The 19636-nt window shown below is 68.1% G+C and carries 17 protein-coding genes and 2 pseudogenes; 10 read left to right on the top strand and 9 right to left on the bottom strand.

Features of this window, described 5'->3' with window-relative positions; translation table 11 throughout:
- Positions 1-2: 2 nt before the first annotated feature.
- Together trpB and IM689_RS15095 are read right to left on the bottom strand one after the other, a co-directional pair.
- Positions 3-1208: a tryptophan synthase subunit beta gene (gene trpB, locus IM689_RS13295; RefSeq protein WP_193644345.1), complete on the bottom strand. Its 1206-nt coding sequence runs from the start codon at positions 1206-1208 to the stop codon at positions 3-5.
- A gap of 131 nt (positions 1209-1339) precedes the next feature.
- Positions 1340-1540, bottom strand: a pseudogene (locus IM689_RS15095) (AMP-dependent acyl-CoA synthetase); the annotation flags it as partial.
- 282 nt (positions 1541-1822) lie between these two features.
- Between IM689_RS15095 and IM689_RS13285 the strand changes: the two are divergent.
- On the top strand, positions 1823-3160 hold the full coding sequence (locus tag IM689_RS13285; protein ID WP_227484848.1) for an MFS transporter: 1338 nt from the start codon (positions 1823-1825) through the stop codon (positions 3158-3160).
- Positions 3161-3179: 19 nt separating this feature from the next.
- Here IM689_RS13285 and IM689_RS13280 read toward each other — a convergent pair whose 3' ends face one another.
- Positions 3180-4394: an MFS transporter gene (locus IM689_RS13280; protein ID WP_227484847.1), complete on the bottom strand. Its 1215-nt coding sequence runs from the start codon at positions 4392-4394 to the stop codon at positions 3180-3182.
- Positions 4395-4430: 36 nt separating this feature from the next.
- Between IM689_RS13280 and IM689_RS13275 the strand changes: the two genes are divergently transcribed.
- The 3 genes and pseudogenes from IM689_RS13275 to IM689_RS14775 all read left to right on the top strand — a co-directional run bounded on the left by IM689_RS13275 (position 4431) and on the right by IM689_RS14775 (position 6214).
- Positions 4431-5408 carry a mycothiol transferase gene (locus IM689_RS13275; protein WP_193644343.1) on the top strand — a complete coding sequence of 326 codons (978 nt, stop codon included), beginning with the start codon at positions 4431-4433 and terminating at the stop codon, positions 5406-5408.
- Between the two features lie 60 nt (positions 5409-5468).
- Positions 5469-5702 (top strand): annotated as a pseudogene (locus tag IM689_RS15165) (NAD-dependent epimerase/dehydratase family protein); the annotation flags it as partial.
- Between the two features lie 107 nt (positions 5703-5809).
- Positions 5810-6214 (top strand): hypothetical protein, encoded by a 405-nt coding sequence (locus IM689_RS14775; RefSeq protein ID WP_227484865.1) that lies wholly within the window; start codon positions 5810-5812, stop codon positions 6212-6214.
- Between the two features lie 89 nt (positions 6215-6303).
- On the opposite strand, the gene IM689_RS13265 is transcribed toward IM689_RS14775, so the two are convergent.
- Positions 6304-7026 (bottom strand): S1 family peptidase, encoded by a 723-nt coding sequence (locus tag IM689_RS13265; RefSeq protein ID WP_193644342.1) that lies wholly within the window; start codon positions 7024-7026, stop codon positions 6304-6306.
- Positions 7027-7162: 136 nt separating this feature from the next.
- Positions 7163-7564: an SMI1/KNR4 family protein gene (locus IM689_RS13260; RefSeq protein WP_193644341.1), complete on the bottom strand. Its 402-nt coding sequence runs from the start codon at positions 7562-7564 to the stop codon at positions 7163-7165.
- Positions 7565-7720: 156 nt separating this feature from the next.
- On the opposite strand from IM689_RS13260, the gene fumC reads away from it, so the two are divergent.
- Entirely contained in the window at positions 7721-9118 is a 1398-nt protein-coding gene (fumC, locus tag IM689_RS13255; protein ID WP_193644340.1) for a class II fumarate hydratase, read from the top strand.
- Between the two features lie 78 nt (positions 9119-9196).
- Here the strand turns inward: fumC and IM689_RS13250 are convergent, their stop codons facing one another.
- The 3 genes from IM689_RS13250 to IM689_RS13240 all read right to left on the bottom strand — a co-directional run bounded on the left by IM689_RS13250 (position 9197) and on the right by IM689_RS13240 (position 12593).
- A complete protein-coding gene (locus IM689_RS13250) occupies positions 9197-10141 on the bottom strand; it encodes an L-lactate dehydrogenase (protein WP_193644339.1) in 945 nt (314 codons plus the stop codon).
- 48 nt (positions 10142-10189) lie between these two features.
- Entirely contained in the window at positions 10190-10858 is a 669-nt protein-coding gene (locus IM689_RS13245) for an HAD-IA family hydrolase (protein ID WP_193644338.1), read from the bottom strand.
- Positions 10859-10949: 91 nt separating this feature from the next.
- On the bottom strand, positions 10950-12593 hold the full coding sequence (locus tag IM689_RS13240) for a VWA domain-containing protein (protein ID WP_193644337.1): 1644 nt from the start codon (positions 12591-12593) through the stop codon (positions 10950-10952).
- Positions 12594-12854: 261 nt separating this feature from the next.
- Between IM689_RS13240 and panD the strand changes: the two genes are divergently transcribed.
- The gene (gene panD, locus IM689_RS13235; protein WP_118912186.1) at positions 12855-13265 is read left to right on the top strand and encodes an aspartate 1-decarboxylase; all 411 of its coding nucleotides are present in this window, start codon (positions 12855-12857) and stop codon (positions 13263-13265) included.
- A gap of 50 nt (positions 13266-13315) precedes the next feature.
- Here the strand turns inward: panD and IM689_RS13230 are convergent, their stop codons facing one another.
- On the bottom strand, positions 13316-14038 hold the full coding sequence (locus IM689_RS13230; protein ID WP_193644336.1) for a VIT1/CCC1 transporter family protein: 723 nt from the start codon (positions 14036-14038) through the stop codon (positions 13316-13318).
- 251 nt (positions 14039-14289) lie between these two features.
- On the opposite strand from IM689_RS13230, the gene typA reads away from it, so the two are divergent.
- The 4 genes from typA to IM689_RS13210 all read left to right on the top strand — a co-directional run bounded on the left by typA (position 14290) and on the right by IM689_RS13210 (position 19593).
- Positions 14290-16203, top strand: a complete 1914-nt coding sequence (gene typA / locus IM689_RS13225; protein WP_193644335.1) for a translational GTPase TypA — start codon at positions 14290-14292, stop codon at positions 16201-16203.
- Positions 16204-16318: 115 nt separating this feature from the next.
- Positions 16319-17266, top strand: coding sequence for a PIG-L family deacetylase (locus IM689_RS13220; RefSeq protein WP_193644334.1), 948 nt, complete (start codon positions 16319-16321; stop codon positions 17264-17266).
- Positions 17263-17766 (top strand): flavin reductase family protein, encoded by a 504-nt coding sequence (locus tag IM689_RS13215; RefSeq protein WP_129662533.1) that lies wholly within the window; start codon positions 17263-17265, stop codon positions 17764-17766. Before IM689_RS13220 ends, IM689_RS13215 begins: the two co-directional genes overlap by 4 nt.
- Before the next feature lie 108 nt (positions 17767-17874).
- Positions 17875-19593 (top strand): VanW family protein, encoded by a 1719-nt coding sequence (locus IM689_RS13210; RefSeq protein WP_193644333.1) that lies wholly within the window; start codon positions 17875-17877, stop codon positions 19591-19593.
- The last annotated feature ends 43 nt before the right edge of the window (positions 19594-19636 follow it).

Raw genomic sequence — 19636 nt, 5'->3', positions numbered from 1 at the left:
GCTCAGGAGCGCGGGTGCTCCGCGAGGTACTCGGCGACGTAGTCGACATCCTTGTCGCCGCGCCCCGAGAGGTTGGCGACGACGATGCCGTCCTCGCCCAGCTCGCGAGCCAACTTCATGGCGTGGACGATGGCATGCGAGCTCTCCAGCGCCGGGATGATGCCCTCCACTCGCGAGAGGGTGCTGAAGGCATCGAGGCACTCGTCGTCCGTGGCCGTCACGTACGTGACGCGGCCCAGCGACGCGAGGTACGCGTGCTGCGGGCCCACGCCCGGGTAGTCGAGACCGGACGCGATGGAGTGCACCGCCGACGGCTCACCGGACTCGTCCTGCAGCACCGTGGTGGCCATGCCGTGCAGGGTGCCGGGGGTGCCCTTCGTCATCGTCGCGGCGTGACGGCCGGGCACCTCGACGCCCTCGCCGGCCGGCTCGACGCCGTAGAGCCGGACGCCCTCGTCGTCGAGGAAGCCGCTGAACAGGCCCATCGCATTCGACCCTCCACCGACGCACGCGACCGCGGCGTCCGGCAGGCGGCCCTCGAGCGACAGGATCTGCTCGCGCGCCTCGCGCCCGACGACCGACTGGAATTCGCGCACCATCGACGGGTACGGGTCGGGGCCGACGACGGAGCCGATGCCGAAGAAGACGTCCTCGAAGTCGCGTGCGTAGGTGTCGAACGCCGAATCGACGGCCTCCTTGAGCGAGCGTCCGCCGAACTCGACCGGCACGACCTTCGCGCCGAGCATCTCCATGCGCACGACGTTCGGGTGCTGCTTGGCGACGTCGATCGCACCCATGTGGATCTCGCACTCGAGACCCATGTACGCGGCCGCCGTCGCGAGAGCGACGCCGTGCTGGCCGGCACCCGTCTCCGCGATGAGCTTCTTCTTGCCCATGCGCTTCGCGAGCAGGGCCTCGCCGAGGCAGTGGTTGATCTTGTGCGACCCGGTGTGGTTGAGGTCCTCACGCTTGAGGTAGATGCGCGCGCCGCCGACGTGGCGCGTCAGGTTGTCGGCGGGGAACAGCACCGACGGGCGGCCCGCGTAGAGGGTGAGCAGACGCTCGTACTCGCCGAGGAACGTCGGGTCGGCCTTCGCCTCGGCCCACGCGCGTGCCACCTCGGCCATCGGCTCCTCGAGGTGCGGCGGCACGAAACGGCCACCGAACTCACCGAAGAATCCTTCGGCGTTGGCGTCGTATGAGGTCATGGTCGAACTTCCTTTCGCGGGTGGGGCGTGGCACGACCGTAACCGGCATAAGGATGCTCGCCGCACCCTCGAGCGGCGGACGGGCCGGCCGTCTCAGCCCGTGATCGTCATGGGGCTGCGTCAGGCGGTGGTCAGGCCTGAGAGGCCGAACTCAGCGTCTGCTTGACGTCCGTCTTGAGCACTTTTCCGACCTTTGACCTCGGCAGGTCAGGCCACACGAAGACCTCCTTGGGGGCCTTCACGCTGCCGATGCGTTCCTTCGTGAAGGCCGCCACCTGCGCCGGATCCGGGTTCTCGTCGGACGTAGGTTGGGCGACGGCCTCAACCTGCTCGCCGCGCTCCTCGGGGCGTCAGCCGTGCTTCGATGCCTTCGCGTTCTCCTTCCGACTTCCAGCACACGAGCACGGTCCAGTCGCTGCTCGAGCCGGCCCCGCGTGACGAGGTCGCCGCCATCTACGGCCGATTGGAAGCGAGCGGGCGTGCTCCTCGACGCGCTGGTTGCTCCGTCGAGAGCGTGACGCACCAGACTTTTCCTCTTGTTGACCAAAAGGGGTTCGATCGGGCTACTCTTTTCTCCGGCACGACTTTGTGCCTAACTGACGAAAAGAGTGCCCATGTCCATGACGACCGAACACCGAACTCGCGAGGAGCGTCTCGACGCCCTGCCGTTCAACCGTCGTCACCGTTCGTTGCTCGTCGGCTCCGGCCTCGGCTGGGCGCTCGACGCCATGGACGTCGGCCTCATCTCCTTCCTCATGGTTGCCGTGAAGAAGGAGTGGGGCCTGTCGACCACCGACCTGTCGTGGCTCGCGTCGATCGGCTTCATCGGGATGGCGATCGGCGCCGGCGCCGGTGGCGCCCTGGCCGACCGCATCGGCCGCCGCACGGTCTTCGCCGGCACGCTCGTCGTGTACGGCCTTGCAACGGGCCTGTCAGCCCTCGCACCGACGTTCCTCGTGCTGTGCGCTCTGCGCTTCGTTGTCGGTCTGGGCCTCGGCGCCGAACTGCCCGTCGCCTCGACGCTCGTGAGTGAGTACGCGCCGCGCCGACTGCGGGGCCGCATGGTCGTCGCTCTCGAGTCGTTCTGGGCCGTGGGCTGGCTGCTCGCCGCCGTCATCGGCTTCACCGTGGTGCCGCGCGAAAACGGGTGGCGTTGGGCCATGCTCCTCGGCCTCGTGCCCGCGCTCTACGCCGTGTGGGTGCGTCGAGGCCTGCCCGAATCCGTGCGCTTCCTCGAGCGCGCCGGACGTGAGGAGGAGGCCGAGCGATCCGTCCGCGAGTTCGAATCGGCGTCCGGCATCGAAGCTCCGAAGCGCGCCGCCGTCGCGCCGACAGGCCACGAGGCTGCGCCCAAGCCGAAAATGACCGACGCCTTCGCGCCGGCGTACCGCACCCGCACCGCCGCGCTGTGGACCACGTGGTTCGGCGTCAACTTCGCCTATTACGGCGCGTTCCTGTGGATTCCGACGTTCCTCGTCGCCGGTGGCTACCCGGTGGCCAAGTCGTTCGGCTTCACGCTCATCATCACGATCGCGCAACTGCCCGGGTACCTCGCGGCTGCGGTGCTCGTCGAGAAGACTGGCCGACGTCCCACGCTCGCCGCGTTCCTCGCCGGCTCCGCGCTCTCGGCGCTCGCGTTCGGCAACGCCGGCTCCGAAGCCACGATCATCGCGGCCGGATGCGCACTCAGCTTCTTCAACCTCGGCGCCTGGGGTGCGCTCTACGCCATCACGCCGGAGATCTACCCGACCGCGATCCGCGCCGCGGGTGCCGGAAGCGCGACGGCGTTCGGCCGCATCGCGTCGATCGTCGCGCCGCTCATCGTGCCGGTCGTCTTCACCGAGCACGGCGAGGTGTGGACGTTCGCGCTCATCGCGTTCGCGTTCGCCGTCGCCATGGTGGCGTCACTGCTCCTGCCCGAACGACGTGGCGCGAGCCTCGAGGAGGCCTGAGCAGGCTCCTTGGGGTCGCTCAGGCGCCTACGCGCTCGTCCTGCGAATCGCGCAGGGCGGGCGTGAACGTCAGCGCGGTGAGCAGCAGGCCCGCCACGAGCGGTAGGAGCATCGCGCGCTGGATGTCGAAGTGTGAGCTGAGGTAGCCGATGACGCCCGGCCCGGCGAGGAACGCGGTGTACCCGAAGCCGGTGACGATGGCGAGCACCCGACCGCCGCCGATGTGGCCCGCGATCGCGTAGATCTGCGGCGCGATCATGCCGACACCCAGGCCCACGAGCAGCCAGCCGGCGAGGATGACAGGCAGGGACGACGCCACCACCGTCACCGCGAAACCCGCGACGGCCACCGGAGCTCCGAATCGGACGACCGCGACGCGTCCGTAGCGGCGCACGAGCGCGTCGCCGACGAGGCGGATGACGACCATCGTCGCCGACACGGCGACGAGACCTGCTGCGCCGGTGCCGGCGTCGACCTTCGCGACGTCGGTGACGTGGATCGAGGCCCAGTCGATGGCCGTTCCTTCGGTGAAGCCGAAGAACAGGGCCATGACGCCGAGCAACCACGCCTGCGGCGGGATGCCCGTGGCCTTCGCGGACGCCGAAACGTCGGCCTCATCCGTCGCCTGCGCGCCTGCGTCGTCGTGGGGGGCCTTGGGGGTGCGGGCCAGCAGTGCGGCGAGCGCGAGGAGCGCCGCGACGGCGATGACGATGAGGGCCGAGCGTGGATCGGCGTCGTCCTGCAGGCGGGCGAACGCCACGACGATGACCGCGCCGACGAAGCCACCGAGCGAGAAGAACGCGTGGAAACGACTCATCGTCGGTATGCCGGAGGCCTTCTCCGCGTCGATACCGAGGGCGTTCATCGCGACGTCCATCGTGCCGTTGCTCGCACCGATGAGCGCTCCCGCGAGGACGAGAGCCACGTAGTTCGGTACGAAGGCGAGGAGTCCGACAGCCGCAGCCATCGCGACGCCGCTCACGAGAGACGGCAAGCGTGGGGTGATGCGGTCGGAGACGCGCCCGCCGATCTGCATCGAGACGATGGCACTCGCGCCGGTGACGAGGAGAACGGCGCCGATGCCGCCCGCGTCCGTACCGACGCGCTCACGCAGGCCCGGCAGTGAACCGCCCCACGCGCCCATCATCACGCCGTTGACGAAGAAGATCGCGAAAACGGCGCGCACGAGCGCACGTCCCTGCTCGCGCGTGAAGGCTGTGGGGGATTCAGGCATACCGACCATTGTGACGCGCGGCCCTAGGCTGGTCGAATGGACGACAAGGCGATGCTCAAGACCTACCTCGACTCATGGCGTTCCGCGGTGTTGTGGAAGCTCGAGGGGCTCGACGAGTGGCAGGCGCGATGGCCCATGACGTCGACGGGCTCGAACGTTCTCGGCATCGTCAAGCATCTTGCTGCGATGGAGTACGGCTATCTCGGCATCGTCTTCGGCCGTCCCGGTGAGGAGTTGCCCTGGATCGGGCCGGGTGCGGAGCCCAACGCGGACATGTGGGCGACCGGCGAGGAGTCGGTCGAGGACGTCGTGCTCCTGTACCGCCGCGCTGTTGCCCACGCCGACGCGACGATCGATGCCCTCGATCTTGAGGCTCCGGGCAGCGTGCCCTGGTGGCCCCAGCCCGACGTGACGCTGCACCGGATTCTCGTTCACCTTGTCGTCGAAATCGCACGGCACGCAGGGCATCTCGACATTCTGCGCGAGCAGCTTGACGGACGCGTGGGGTTGCGTGAGGCGAACCCGAACCTGCCGTTCGGTGACGACGCGTCGTGGGCCGACCACGTCGATCGGCTGCGCGACGTTGCCATCGAGGCCCAGTGGCCGGGAGCCCGCGCCGGCCTCTACGCATTCCCGGGTCCGCTACGCGACACGCTGCTCGCCGCCATCATCAGCGGTACGAAGAGTTCCACGTCGGCATTGCTGGAGGGGTACCGCACGGACGGTGAGCCGCTGCCCGTCGTGGGGGAGCGTGAGGTGCTCATCTCCTCGACCGGCCTGCCGGTCGGCATCACGGAGACGACCGAGGTGCGCGTCGTCAGCCTCGACGAGGTCGACCTCGATCACGCCCTCGACGAGGGTGAAGGCTTCCGGGACGTCGCCGAATGGCGGGAAGCGCACGAACGTTTCTGGACGAGTGACGACGTGCGCGCCGAGTCGGACGACCCGAACTTCACGGTGAACGACGACACCCAGGTTGTCCTCCAGCGCTTCGCGCTCGTGAAGAAGCTCTGAACGCGCCCTCTGGTTGACTGGGCACAGCGGCTCGATTCCACCGCAACGCAAGGAGAAGTCATGCGTGTCGCCATCGCCGGCTCGACCGGCCTCATCGGAACCAAGCTCGTCGAGCTGGCTCGCTCCGACGGTCACGACGTCGTCGAGGTGTCGCGTTCCTCCGGCTTCGACCTCACGGACGAGGCCGTCCTGCCCCGCCTCGCCGAGGCGCTCGCGGACGTGGATGCCGTCGTCGACGTCACGCAGGGCGCGAGCGTCGAGGAGGACGAGGCGGTCAGCTTCTTCCGTTCGGTGGCCGGCCATCTCGGCCAGGCAGCTCACGAGGCCGGCGTGCGACGCACGGTCGTGTTGTCGATCGTCGGCATCGAGGAGAGCCCCGACTACGGCTACTACGTCGGCAATTGGCACAGGAGAAGGCCCACCGGGAGAACTCCCCGGGCGTCCTCGTTCTGCGCGCCACCCAGTTCCACGAATCCCCGGGCCAGATGGTCGAGTGGTTCACCACCGACGGCGTGGCCGACGTCATGGACGTGGAATTCCAGCCGGTCGACTCCGCCGAGGTCGTTCGTCTGCTGCTCGAGATGGCGACGGGGTCGTTCGACGGCGATGTCCAACTCGCCGGGCCGCGCACCGAGAGTCTCGTCGGCCTGGCCCGCGAGCACGTTGCGGCCAAGGGGCTCGATGCCGCTGTGAAGCCGGGCGAAGCGCCTGCATCCATGGCCGAGGGCGGCATGTTGCCGCGGCAGGAGGACGCCGTCATCGTGCGTGGCCGCTCGTGGCACGAGTGGATGGATCAGGAGAACTGACGCTCCCGCGCTGATTTCGGCGCGTGGCGCGAACGAGGGGCGCCGCACTCGTCGTGAGTGCGGCGCCCCTCGTCAATCGTGGTCGTGGCTCAGACGCCCGCGGTCTGACGGATCCAGGCGCGGTGGCCGGTGATGTTGGAGTAGTTCGAACCGGCGTGGATGTTGCTGCCCGGGTCGGCCGTGTCGCCCGTCGAGCAGACGCCCACGATCTGACCGTTGATGACGAGCGGGCCTCCGGAGTCACCGTGGTTCGAGGCGCCGTCGATGCCCTGGACGTGGATCGCGCGGCCGCGGTAGGCATCCGTGCTCGAGCCGAGGACGGTGACGTTCGCCTTGAACAGGCCGGTGGACTGCTGGCTGTTGGCGCGAAGGCCGTAGCCGCTGATGACGCCCGTCTGCCCACGCTGCGCCGTGTACGAGTTGGCCATCGGCATCGGGTTGGCGCCGACCGGCTTGGCGAGGTGGACGAGTCCGACATCTCCGTAGGGGGAGTTGACGAGGCGGTCGCCGGAGACCGGCGTGCCGGGATTCGTCGTCGAGTTGGAGGTGTAGACCTTCATCCGGCTGCTGCCCTCGGTGCAGTGACGTGCGGTGAGGACCCACTGCGCGGCGATGACCTCGCCGGTGCAGCCGTACTGACCGCCGTCCTGCGTGAAGACGAGTTGTACGACGGACGGGTTGGAGGCCTGGGAGCCTCCGACGATGTACTCGGGCTTGTCGACCGTGGGGGAGGCGCCTGCCGTGGGGGCGAGCGCGAAAGCCATGGTCGTGCCGGCCGCGGCAGCGGCGAGGCGGAGCGTCGGTCGGGTCATTTTCATGCCTCTTTTTCGCGTCGACCCCGGGAGGTGGGGTCGTGAGTGCCCACAACGCTTACATAGGCGATGCAAAGAGAGTGCGTGAGCGAGGTCACAATAAAGTTACAAATTGTGAACCGTGGAACTATGTCGCTCAGTCGAGGAGATTGTTTTCCGTCTCGAACTCGCCGCGCAGCGACTCGAGGAAACCGACGAACGTCGCGCCGAGTTCGCTCAGTTCCTCACCCGTGCCGCGTTCGACGTCGACCCAGCGCGTCGGGTGGCCGGGAACGACACCGAAATCCCAGTCCTCACCGCGACCGAACACGCACGCCTCGCCCACCCTCGTCACCGAACTCGGGTGCAGCACACGCAGGTACGGGCCAGGACCGCCGTCGGCGGTGAGTACCTGGCCGTTGAAGGTGGCTGACGTCAGCCAAAAGGCACGCAGGTCGTCGGGGAACGTGACGCCGAGGGCCTCCTCGGCGTGAGCGATCTCGTCCTCGGTGGCGGGGGTGTCGAGTTGGTCGGACGCGAAGTACTCGGAGTAGGACATGGCGCCAGTCTGACATTCCCCGAGCCCTCCCGCGCCACGTCGTTCGAAGCGCTCTGGGGTCCTGGCCGAAGGCTATCGGGGCGAGCTTCTGCGTCGCCCGGCCGCAGGCCGCACCGCGTGTGGAAGTGGGGGCTGGAGCGTGCCTAGAGTGAAGGTATGGCTACGCGTACTGAATCCGACAGCATGGGGCAGATCGAGGTCGACGAGGCGGCGTACTGGGGTGCTCAGACCCAGCGCAGCATCGAGAACTTCGACATCGGCCGCGACACCTTCGTGTGGGGTCCGGTGATGGTGCGGGCCCTGGGCATCCTCAAGAAGGCTGCGGCCCAGGCGAACGCCGAACTCGACCAGCTGCCCGCCGACGTCGCCGAACTCATCGAGCGTGCGGCTGACGACGTCATCGAGGGTCGGATGAACGACCAGTTCCCGCTGGTCGTCTTCCAGACCGGCTCGGGCACGCAGTCGAACATGAACTCCAACGAGGTCATCTCCAACCGTGCGATCGAACTCGCCGGTGGCGAGCGCGGCTCGAAGAAGCCCGTGCACCCGAACGACCACGTCAACCGCGGCCAGTCGAGCAACGACACCTTCCCGACGGCCATGCACATCGCCGTCGTCCTCGATCTCGTCGAGCGCCTCTACCCGGCCGTCACCGAACTGCGTGACGTGCTGGCCGCCAAGGCCGAGGAGTTCGCCGACATCGTCAGCGTCGGTCGCACCCACCTGCAGGACGCGACGCCCATCATGCTCGGACAGGAGTTCGGTGGCTGGGTGGCGCAGCTCGACTTCGCGCTCGAGCAGGTGCGTCAGGCCGAGCAGGCCACGCGCGCTCTGGCCATCGGGGGCACGGCCGTCGGCACCGGCCTCAACGCCCACCCGGACTTCGGCAAGCTCGCCGCAAAGAAGATCTCCGAGATCTCCGGCCAGGAGTTCCGTCAGGCCGACAACCTCTTCGCCTCGCTCTCGGCCCACGACGAACTCGTGGCTGTCTCCTCGGCGCTCAAGCTGCTCGGCGGCGCGCTCATGAAGATCGCCAACGACGTGCGCTGGCTGGCCTCCGGCCCGCGTAACGGCATCGGCGAACTCAACATCCCCGAGAACGAGCCGGGCAGCTCGATCATGCCGGGCAAGGTCAACCCGACGCAGGCCGAGGCCATGACGATGGTCGCGACGCGCGTGTTCGGCAACGACGCCACGGTGGGCTTCGCCGGCTCGCAGGGCAATTTCCAGCTCAACGTCTTCAAGCCCGTCATGGCGCACGCCGTGCTCGAGAGCATCCGCCTCATCTCCGATGCGTGCCGCTCGTTCACCGAGCACTGCGCACGCGGCATCGAGCCGAACCGCGAGCGCATCAAGGCGAACCTTGCCTCCAACCTCATGGTCGTCACGGCCCTCAACCGCCACATCGGCTACGACAAGGCGGCCGCCATCGCGAAGAAGGCCCACAAGGAGGGCACCACGCTGCGCGAGGCCGCAGTCGCCTCCGGTGAGGTCTCGGAGAAGGACTTCGACGCCTGGGTCGTGCCTGCCGACATGACGCACCCGTCGGCCTGACCCGCACACGCGAAGCCCCGGAGACGCCAAGGCTGTCTCCGGGGCTTCGTCGTGGCTGCTTGGCCGCCGCGACGTTCGTCAGGTCGCGCGCAGGTTCGCGTCGTCGACAATGCGCCCGAGCACCTCGGCCGAGTGGGCGAGGCCGGCTGCTTCGGCGTCGGTCAGGCTGAGTTCGACGACGCTGCGCACACCCTTGCGCCCCAGTACCGCAGGCACACCGAGGTAGAGATCGGTGACGCCGTAGGGCCCTTGCAGGTACGTCGAGATCGGGATGGCTGCGTACTCATCGCGAAGGAGCGCCCGGGTGATCCGCGCAAGGGCCATGCCGATGCCGTACGACGTCGAGCCCTTGGCGTCGATGATCTGGTAGGCGGCGGTGCGTGTTTCGTCGAAGATGCGCTCGATCTCGTCGCGTCGGCCGGGCACGGCGTCGAGGTCCCGCGAGAGGGGAGCACCGGCCACGTTCGCCGACGACAGCGCGGGCACCTCGGTGTCGCCGTGCTCCCCGATGATCGCGGCGTGCACCGACGTCGGCGCCACGTCGTACAGCTCACCGAGCATGAAGCGCAGGCGCGCGGTGTCGAGCGCGGTGCCGGAACCGATGACGCGCTCCGACGGCAGGCCGGAGAACTTCCACGTCGCGTACGTCATGACGTCGACGGGGTTCGTGGCGATGAGGAAGACGCCGTCGAAGCCTGTCTCCATGACCGAGGCGACGATGGAACGGAAGATTTCGACGTTGCGGCCCACCAGGTCGAGGCGGGTCTCGCCGGGCTTCTGTGCGGCGCCCGCCGTGATGACGACGACGTCGGCGTCCGCGCAGTCGGCGTATTCGCCCACGGTGACGCGGGTCGGTGTCGGTGCCCAGACGACACCGTGGTTGAGGTCCATGACCTCGCCGAAGACCTTCTGCTCGTTGATGTCGATGATCGACAACTCGTGCACGAGGCCCTGGTTGACGAGGGCGTAGGCGTAGGCGACGCCGACGTCGCCGGCGCCGATGAGAACGACTCGATCACTCATGAATCCACCGTAGGTGGGCCGGGTGAACGCCAGGTGATCGACCGGGCGTCAACGGGATTCGAGCGCGACGCCCTCGGAGCCCGGAACGAACTGTACGGACGCCAGGGATGCGACGACGGCGTCGGCGTCGAGTGCTTCGGCAGGCGTCGTCGAGGTGAGGGCGAGGGTTGCGCACCCGGCGGCTGTGGCGGCTGTGAGTCCACTCGGAGCGTCCTCGACGACGAGACACTCGGCAGGGTCGACGCCGAGACGCTCGGCCGCGAGAAGGAAGGGATCGGGGTGCGGTTTGCCGCGCTCCACGTCGTCGAACGTGACGACGACGTCGGGCAACGGAATCCCCGCTGCGGCGAGTCGGGCGAGGCCTAGCTCGCGCGTCGCCGACGTCACGACGGCGCAGCGCTTCGGGCCGATGGCCTCCACGGCCTCGACGGCGCCCGCGATCGCACGGACGTCGTCCGTGTCGGCGACCTCGAGTTCCGTGATGCGCGCCAGCGCGGCCCGTGCGTCGAGGTGCGGGGCGATGCTCGCGATGATGCCGGCCGCAGGCACCCCGTGGTGGCGACCGAGCAGGGTGGGATCGATGTCGTATTCGCGAGCCCACGCGAGCCAGGAGCGTTCGACGGCCGGCGTCGAGTCGACGAGCGTGCCGTCGTTGTCGAAGAGGACCGCGGCGAAGGTGCGCCCGGTCAGAGCGGTGAGGTCGTCGAGCGTGGGCATGGGCTCATCCCATCATGTCGACGCGGGACGCCGAAGGGCACGCACCGCGAGCTGCGGCGCGTGCCCTTCGGCGAACGATCAGCGGGAACGATCAGTTGCTCGAGCGGTTCTGCAACGACGCGGCGAGCACGGCCGACACGTCCTGCGGCGTCTTGGCCGTGTAGACCGTACCACCGCTGCCGGTGATCTTCGCGATGTCGCTCAGTTCCTTCGTGTTGACGTCCTCGCCAATCGCAAGCGTCGAGATGTCGACGGGGCGCTTCGGGTCGACGGCGTCCCGCAGCTTCTTCTTGAGCTCGCTGAGCGACAGGCCGCCCTTCGGGTCGTCGTTGCGGCCGTCCGTGACGAGCAGGACCGTGCTGATCTGGCCGTCCTTGTAGTCCTTCTGGGCGGCCTGGTAGGTGGCCCAGATGGTGTCGTAGAGAGCGGTGTCGCCCTTGACCCGCTGCGGAAGGGTGTCGATCGAGGCCTGGATGCGCTTGAGCTTGGCAGGGTCGGAGATCGGCGACATCGGAATGCGCTCCTCGTAGTCCTTCTTGCCGTCGAGCTCCGTCGAGAACTCCCACACGGCGATGGACGTCGATGCGGGCACCAGGGAGAGTCCGTGCTTCGTCGCCTTGGAGACAGCCTCGATACGGCTGACGCCGCGGGTCTTCTCGCGCATCGAACCGGACACGTCGACGACTGTGGTCAGACGCAGCGGCTTGGTGGCCTCGGCCCAGCTGGCGACGACCTGGCTGACGCTCTCGTCGCTCGCACCGGAGGTAGCTCGCACCGCGTCGGCGCCTGCGGGCGCATTCGAGGGCGGCTTCGACCCGTCTGCGGTGCGGTACCCGGCCGCAGCGAAGGCCTTCTGGCCCTCGGCGGAGGTGAAGCGCGACATGAGGTCCCTGTACGCCGCGTCCGTCTGCGGGTCGTCGGCGATGAGCTTGGCCGCGGAGACCTTGACGAGCGGAGAGCCGCCCTCGAGTCCGATCTCGGAGAGCTTGGTCGAACTCTTCGCGTTGCGAGCCGCCAGGGCGGCCTCGGATGTCACGTGCGGAGCGTCCGAGGGAATGCTGTCGCGGGCCGTCAGCGCGAGCCGGCCGAAGACCTCGCGGGCCTTGGAGTTGTCGGTGCCCAGCGCCTGGGACGCAGCGGTCACGGCGAGGGCGCTCGCACGATCACGCGTGATGTTGGCGACGGTCAGCGGTGGGTTGGCTGACAGGATCTTCGTCCATGCCGCCTCGTCCGTGCCCAGCTTCCTCAACTGCGCGCTCGGCCCGCTGATGATGGCAGGCGATGAGGCGAAGGCGGTGCCCGGCGTGATCTTCGTCCCGGCGGCCTCGGAGGCTTCGTCGAACGAGCCGGGGTTGTCGCTCACCCAGATCTGGGCACTGGGGGATCCGTTCTCGATCTGCTGCAGGGTCTCGGAATCCGTGGCGGCCTGCACGGCGTATGTGCGTTCGCAGCCCTGCCCGTCCTGGCCGCCCTTGTACCCCTCGAGCGCCTTCGTGAGGGGGCCGGACAGCGTCGGGTTCGCGGTGATCGTGATCTGGGCTCCGGCGCACTTGTCGCCACTGGCGGCGGCGTTCTCACCGTTACCGCCGTTGTCGTCCCCCGCCTTGTTGCAGGCCCACGCTCCACCGCCGATGGCGAGGAGGGCAACGACCACCGCAGCGACGGGCTTGCCTGGGTTGGAGCGCGCGGACTCGCGACGGCGCGCAGAACGGCTCGTGTAGTCGGCCTCAGTCATGATGAACCTGCCTGGGGAACGAAGCGACGGCGGCTGCTGCACCCACCGGCGCGTCGCCCGCACGGCCGTGCTCGAGAGACGACTATGTCGCGCGTCTCGCACCGGTAGTCTAGGGGGTCGACGTGATCGAGGCCTCGGGGTTCAGCGTTCACGCGATGGTGCGACAGGCGTGGTCGAGCTCACGGGCACAAACCGGGGGCCGTGCGCGTTACCCCACTGCTCGCACGCTCGATCCTCAGGTCACCAGGAAGGTTGCTTGCCATGCTCCGCACGATGATGCGCGCCAAGATCCATCGCGCCACGGTCACGCATGCCGATCTGCACTACGTCGGCTCGTGCACGATCTCCGCCGACCTCATGGAGGCCGCAGATCTTCTCGAAGGTGAACAGATCGACATCGTCGACGTCGACAACGGCAACCGCCTCACCACCTACGTCATCGAGGGGCCGCGCGGTGAGGGCCGCATCGGTATCAACGGCGCGGCGGCGCACCTCGTGGGCGTCGGTGACACGGTGATCCTCATCGCCTACGGCCAGTTCGGCCCGGACGAGCTCGCCGCCCACGAACCCCGCGTGGTGTTCGTCGACGGCGACAACCGCATCGTCGAGAAGGGCAGCGACCCGGCGCACGCGCCGCAGGGCTCCGGCCTCGTCGACCCGCGCGAGGGCTGACCGGTCGCAGGTGCCGTGTCGCAGACGTGACACGACGGGCAGTGTCGGGCTCAGCCGACGCCGGTGCCGACGAGCGCGCCCACGCCGAAGGTGATGGCCATGGCGAGCAGGCCGCCACCGACGTTGCGTACGACGGCGCGCTGGGGTGCCGCGCCGCCCAGACGGGCACTGACGAAACCCGTGACGGCGAGGGCCAGGACGACAGCGACGACCGTCACCGGCACCCGCAGGTTCGTCGGGGGCATCAGGATGGCGAGCAGCGGCACGAGAGCACCGAGCGCGAAGGCGAGGAAGGATGCGCCCGCGGCGCTCCACGGGTTCGTCAGGGCCTCCGGATCGAGGCCGAGTTCGGCCTCGGCGTGGGCCTTCAGAGCGTCCTTCGCCGTGAGTTGCTCCGCGACCTGACGGGCGAGCTCCGGCTCGAGCCCCTTGTCGACGTAGATGTCAGCCAGCTCGGCGAGTTCCTCGTCGGGAAGGTGTGCCAGTTCCCAGCGCTCCTTGGCGATGAGGGCCCTCTCGCTGTCGCGCTGCGTGGAGACGGAGACGTATTCGCCTGCTGCCATCGACAGCGCGCCCGAGACGATGCCCGCGATGCCGGCGACGAGAATGGGCGTGCGCTGCGTCGTCGCGCCGGCCACACCCATGACGAGACCGGCGACGGACACGATGCCGTCGTTGGCGCCGAGCACCCCGGCACGCAGCCAGTTCAACGTCGAAGCGTGAGTGGCATCATGCGGCTCTCCGGCATGCGCGGCAGGTGCGGAACTCGTCATGATCGTCAGTGTGAAGAGCCAGCCTCCCCGCGCCAAGGTAGGAAAGCCTTGTGTAACTCGCCGGAGCGCCGACATGGTCACCACAGCGGCCGCAGCTCACGCCGCCGACGCCAGCGCCTCCGCCACCTCCATCGGCCCCGTGCACTTCTGAGCGTTGCGTGCGGTCGCGGCAGGTGTCGGACGATGTGTGCCTCGTCATGCTCCGAACGACGTGTCCTCGAGCACGGAAAAACCCTGCGACAATGGAAAGTATGGCTTTGAAGTCCCGTAACGACGTCCGAAACGTCGCGATTGTCGCCCACGTTGACCACGGTAAGACCACGATGGTCGACAAGATGCTCTGGCAGGCCGGCGTCTTCGCCGAGCGCGCCACGGTCGAGTCGACCGGTGAGCGAGTCATGGACTCGGGTGACCTCGAGCGCGAGAAGGGCATCACGATCCTCGCGAAGAACACCGCGATCCATTACAACGGCCCGGCGGCCAAGGACGTCGCCGGGCTCGCTGACGGCGAGTTCGTCACGATCAACATCATCGACACCCCGGGCCACGCCGACTTCGGTGGTGAGGTCGAGCGCGGCCTCTCCATGGTCGACGGCGTCGTCCTGCTCGTCGACGCCTCCGAGGGCCCGCTGCCGCAGACGCGCTTCGTGCTGCGCAAGGCGCTCGACGCGAAGATGCCGGTCATCCTGTGCATCAACAAGGTCGACCGTCCCGACGCCCGCATCGGCGAGGTCATCGACGAGGTCTACGAACTCTTCATGGACCTCGACGCCGACGAGGACCAGATCGAGTTCCCGATCGTCTACGCCTCGGGCAAGAACGGCATCGCCTCGATGACGCGCCCCGAGGACGGCACGCTGCCCGAGGGTGACTCGGTGGAGCCGCTGTTCCGCACGATCCTCGACACGATCCCGGCGCCGACGTACGACGACGAGGCGCCGCTGCAGGCTCACGTCACCAACCTCGACTCGGACAACTTCCTCGGCCGCCTCGCGCTGCTGCGCGTGTTCAACGGCGAGATCGCCAAGAACCAACAGGTCACGTGGTGCAAGGCCGACGGCACGCAGCAGAAGGTGCGCATCACCGAACTGCTCATGACCGAGGGCCTCGAGCGCAAGCCGTCCGAGAAGGCCGCCGGGCCCGGCGACATCATCGCCGTCGCCGGCATCTCCGACATCACGATCGGTGAGACGCTCGCCGACGCCGAGAACCCGATCCCGCTTCCGCTCATCACGGTCGACGAGCCAGCCATCTCGATGACGATCGGTACGAACACCTCGCCGCTCGTCGGCAAGGAGCGCGGCACCAAGGTGACGGCGCGCCTTGTCAAGGACCGCCTCGACAAGGAGCTCGTCGGTAACGTCTCGCTGCGCGTGCTGCCCACCGAGCGTCCCGACGCGTGGGAGGTGCAGGGCCGTGGTGAGCTCGCGCTCGCCATCCTCGTCGAGCAGATGCGTCGCGAGGGCTTCGAGCTCACCGTCGGCAAGCCGCAGGTCGTCACGCGTGAGATCGACGGCAAGCTGCACGAGCCGACCGAGCGCCTCACGATCGACACCCCCGAGGAGCACCTCGGTGGCATCACCCAGCTGCTCGCCGCCCGCAAGGGCCGCATGGAGCAGATGACGAACCACGGCACCGGTTGGATCCGCATGGAGTTCGTCGTGCCGGCGCGTGGCCTCATCGGCTTCCGCACCGAGTTCCTCACCGAGACCCGCGGTACGGGAATCGCGCACAGCATCCACGAGGGTTACGAGCCGTGGTTCGGCGTCATCACGACGCGCGTCGCCGGCTCGCTCGTCGCCGACCGCAGCGGCCCCGTCACGTCGTACGCGATGGTCAACCTGCAGGAGCGTGGCGTCCTGTTCGTCTCCCCGGGCACCGAGGTGTACGAGGGCATGATCGTCGGCGAGAACAGCCGCGCCGACGACATGGACGTCAACATCACCAAGGAGAAGAAGCTGACGAACGTTCGCGCGTCGTCGGCCGACAACTTCGAGAAGGTCATCCCGCCGAAGCAGCTCTCCCTCGAGCAGAGCCTCGAGTTCTGCCGTGAGGACGAGTGCTGCGAGGTCACGCCGACCGCCGTGCGCATCCGCAAGGTCGTGCTCAACGCGAACGAGCGTGCTCGCGCCACGTCGCGTGCTAAGAACGCGGCCAAGAGCTGACGCTCCGCGCCTGCTGAAGGCGGTCACCCTCTCCGGGGGTGGCCGCCTTCGTCGTTGCCGGGGACGCTTCACGAACGCTTTGCGTTTCGATCGATCCCGTACGAAGGTTGACCTCATGGCCCGTCTGCTCTTCATTCACGCACATCCCGACGACGAATCGCTGTGGACGGGCGTCGCGTTGGCCCATCATGTCGCCGCGGGCGACGAGGTGCACGTGCTCACGTGCACGCTCGGGGAGGAGGGCGAGGTCATCCCCGACGACCTCAAGCACCTCGAACTTCCCGCAGACGAGGCGCGTGATCCTGACGCAGCCGACCCGCTGGCCGAGGTGCGCCGCGACGAACTGCGCGCCGCGATGGAGGCCACGGCCGTCACCTCGTCGGTCGTCTTCGGCGACGATGAGTTCCGTCGCGTCAGCGGGCGCGAGTCGGCGCCTGCGTTCCGCGACTCCGGCATGGTCGGTACGCCGTCCGCCGCGCACCCGCGCGCCTTCGCGAGCTGCGACGTCGACGCCGTGGCAGCCGATGTCGCCGCCTACATCGATGCGCTCGCCCCGGACGCCGTCGTCACCTACGACGAGCAGGGCGGCTACGGCCACCCCGATCACATCCGCACCCACGAGGTCACGGTCTCCGCGGTCGCGGCCTCGCGGACGCAGCCGCAGCTGTTCATCACGCTGACGCCGCGCTCGTGGGCCGTCGAGGACCGGGCCTGGCTGCACGCGATGTGCTCCCCGCAGTTCCTCGAGGAGACGGGCTTCCTCGTGCCCTCGGCCGACGGCCCGTTCCCGCCGTCCGTCGCGGAGGACGCCGAGGTGACGCACGCCGTCGTGGACGAGCAGGCCGTCACCGCGCAGATCAGGGCGCTTCGAGCGCACCGGACGCAGGTCACCGTGGCCGACGAGGTCTACGCCCTGTCCAACGACATCGCCGCGCGACTTTCCGGCCGTGAGGGGTACGCCCGCTATGACGCCGAAGCGCGTGCACGTGTCGGTGTCGCGGCTCCCGGCGAGCACGCCGGGCCGGGAACCGACGGCCACCGAGCGCCCCTGGTGACGCGATGAGCACCCACCACGAACCGGTCGACCCGGACCACTACCGCAAGGCCATCGGGCGATTTGCCACGGGCGTCAGCGTCGTCACGACGAAGGCCGGCGGTCTTGATCACGCCATGACGGTCAACTCCCTCACGAGCGTTTCGCTCGAGCCCGTCCTCATGCTCATCAGCGTCGAGCGCGAGGCGCGCTTCTGGGACGCCGTCATGGAGTGCGGCGAATGGGGTGTGTCCCTGCTCGGTGCGGACGCTCAGAAGACCGCGAGTTGGTTGTCGACGCGTGGCCGCCCACTGCACGGGCAGCTCGACCGCGTCCCGCACCACCGCGGCGAGGTCACCGATGTCGCCCTCCTCGACGGTGCGCTGGCAGAGTTCGAGTGCCGCACGACCAGCACGCTCGATGCCGGCGACCACACGCTCGTCGTCGGTGAGGTGCTGTCGCTGGCGATCGGCGACGACCCCGGCGATGCCCTCACGTACTACCGCGGGGCCTTCGGTCGCCTCGTATGACACTCGTTCGGGTGAACGGCGGCGCGTCGAGCATCAGCGTGCACGCCGCAGCCTCGAACTCGTGTTGCAATGGGTGTTCACACGACGAACGGTATTCAAGGGGTTTCAGTGAGCGACGACGCACGGAACGCATCTGCGCGCCGAGGGAAGAAGGGCCTGCTCATCGGCAGTGGCGTCGGTGTCGTCGCTCTTGCCGCGGCCGCCTACGTCGGCGCGTGCTACCACTACAAGGACGCCATCCCCGAGGGCACGACCGTCGCGGGCAAGAGCATCGGTGGCATGACGTCCGAACAGGCCACCCGCCAGGTCCTCACGCTCAAGCACCCGAACGCCTCGACGAAGGCGAACGTCACGGCCGGCGATCAGTCCTTCGACCTGGCGCCGGCATCCGCGTGGAAGCCCGACGCCGAGAAGACCCTCGACGGCGTCACCGAGTTCAGCCTCTCCCCGGGCCGACTGCTCGATCAGATCAACGGCGGAGGCGAGAAGATCGAGCCGGTGTACTCCGTCGACAAAACCGCCCTGACGACCTTGGTCAAGAAGGCCGCGGAGTCGAAGATCGACGGTGCTCCGAAGCAGGGACGCGTCAAGTTCATCGGTGGCAAGGTGTCCATCGTCGACGGGGCACCGGGCCACGGCGTCGACGAGAAAAAGGTCGCCGACGCCATCGCGAGCGGCTGGCCGAAGAAGACGGACTACACGACCGAGCTCGTCGAGAAGAACTCCGACGCCTCGGACAACGCCGTGCAGGCTTTCGCGGAGGGCGACGCCAAGAAGGCGATGTCTGCCCCGCTGGAGGTCAGTGCCAACGGACAGAGCGTCACCCTGACGCCGGCTCAGGTCTCCGACGTCATCTCCTCCACGACCGGGTCCGACGGCAAGCCGGCGATCAAGGTCGACACCGAGGCTCTGCTGACGACGGTTCTCTCGCGCGGCGACAAGATGCGCGTTCCGGCAGTCGACGCCAAGGTCGTCTGGAAGGACGGTCAGCCGTCCGTCGTCGAGGGTCGTTCGGGTAAGGAGATCGACGAGTCGAAGGTCGCCAAGATCGTCGGTGACGCCCTCGTGGGCGATCACAAGGCCACGCTCGCCATGAAGGAGCAGAAGCCGGCGGTCATGGCCAAGGACGTCAACGTCGAGGCACTGCCCAGCACCTCCATGGCTCACTTCGAGTCGCCGTTCCCCACGGGCCCCAGCCAGCAGGCTCGCATTCACAACATCACGACGGCCATCAACCGCCTCAACGGCATCGTCGTCCAGCCGGGCGAGCAGTTCAGCCTGCTGCGCGCGCTCGGGTACGAGTTCACGAAGGAATCCGGGTACGTCGAAGCGGGCACGCTGCAGGGTGGTCTGCACCTCGACGGCATGGGCGGCGGCGTCTCGCAGGTCTCCACGACGATGTACAACACGGCGTTCTTCGCCGGTGTCCAGCTCGATGAGCACACGGCGCACGCCGTGTACATCTCGCGCTACCCGATGGGTCGCGAAGCGACGATCTGGAACCCCGGTATTGACAACAAGTGGACGAACGACACCGGCAAGCCCATTCTCATCAAGGCCCACGTCGAGTCGAACAAGGTCGTCATGGACTTCTACGGCACGAAGAAGTACGACGTGGCCACCCGCACGAGCGGCAAGTACAACATTCAGTCGCCCAAGCACCGCACGGTCAAGAACGTCAAGGGTTGTGAGAACACGGTCGGTGGCGGTGTTCCGGGCTTCGACGTCGACGTCTACCGAGAACTGAAGTCGGGCTCGACGACCGTGCGTACGGAGAAGATCCACACGAAGTACAAGCCGGACGATATCATCACGTGTCAGAACTGAGACGCGCGCAGGCGACGTCTTGACTCGTGACAGGGTGACGCGT

Origin of the sequence: Dermacoccus barathri (assembly GCF_015070805.1) — a bacterium.
Taxonomy (GTDB): domain Bacteria; phylum Actinomycetota; class Actinomycetes; order Actinomycetales; family Dermatophilaceae; genus Dermacoccus; species Dermacoccus abyssi.
This window is presented reverse-complemented; position numbering and strand designations above follow the sequence as displayed.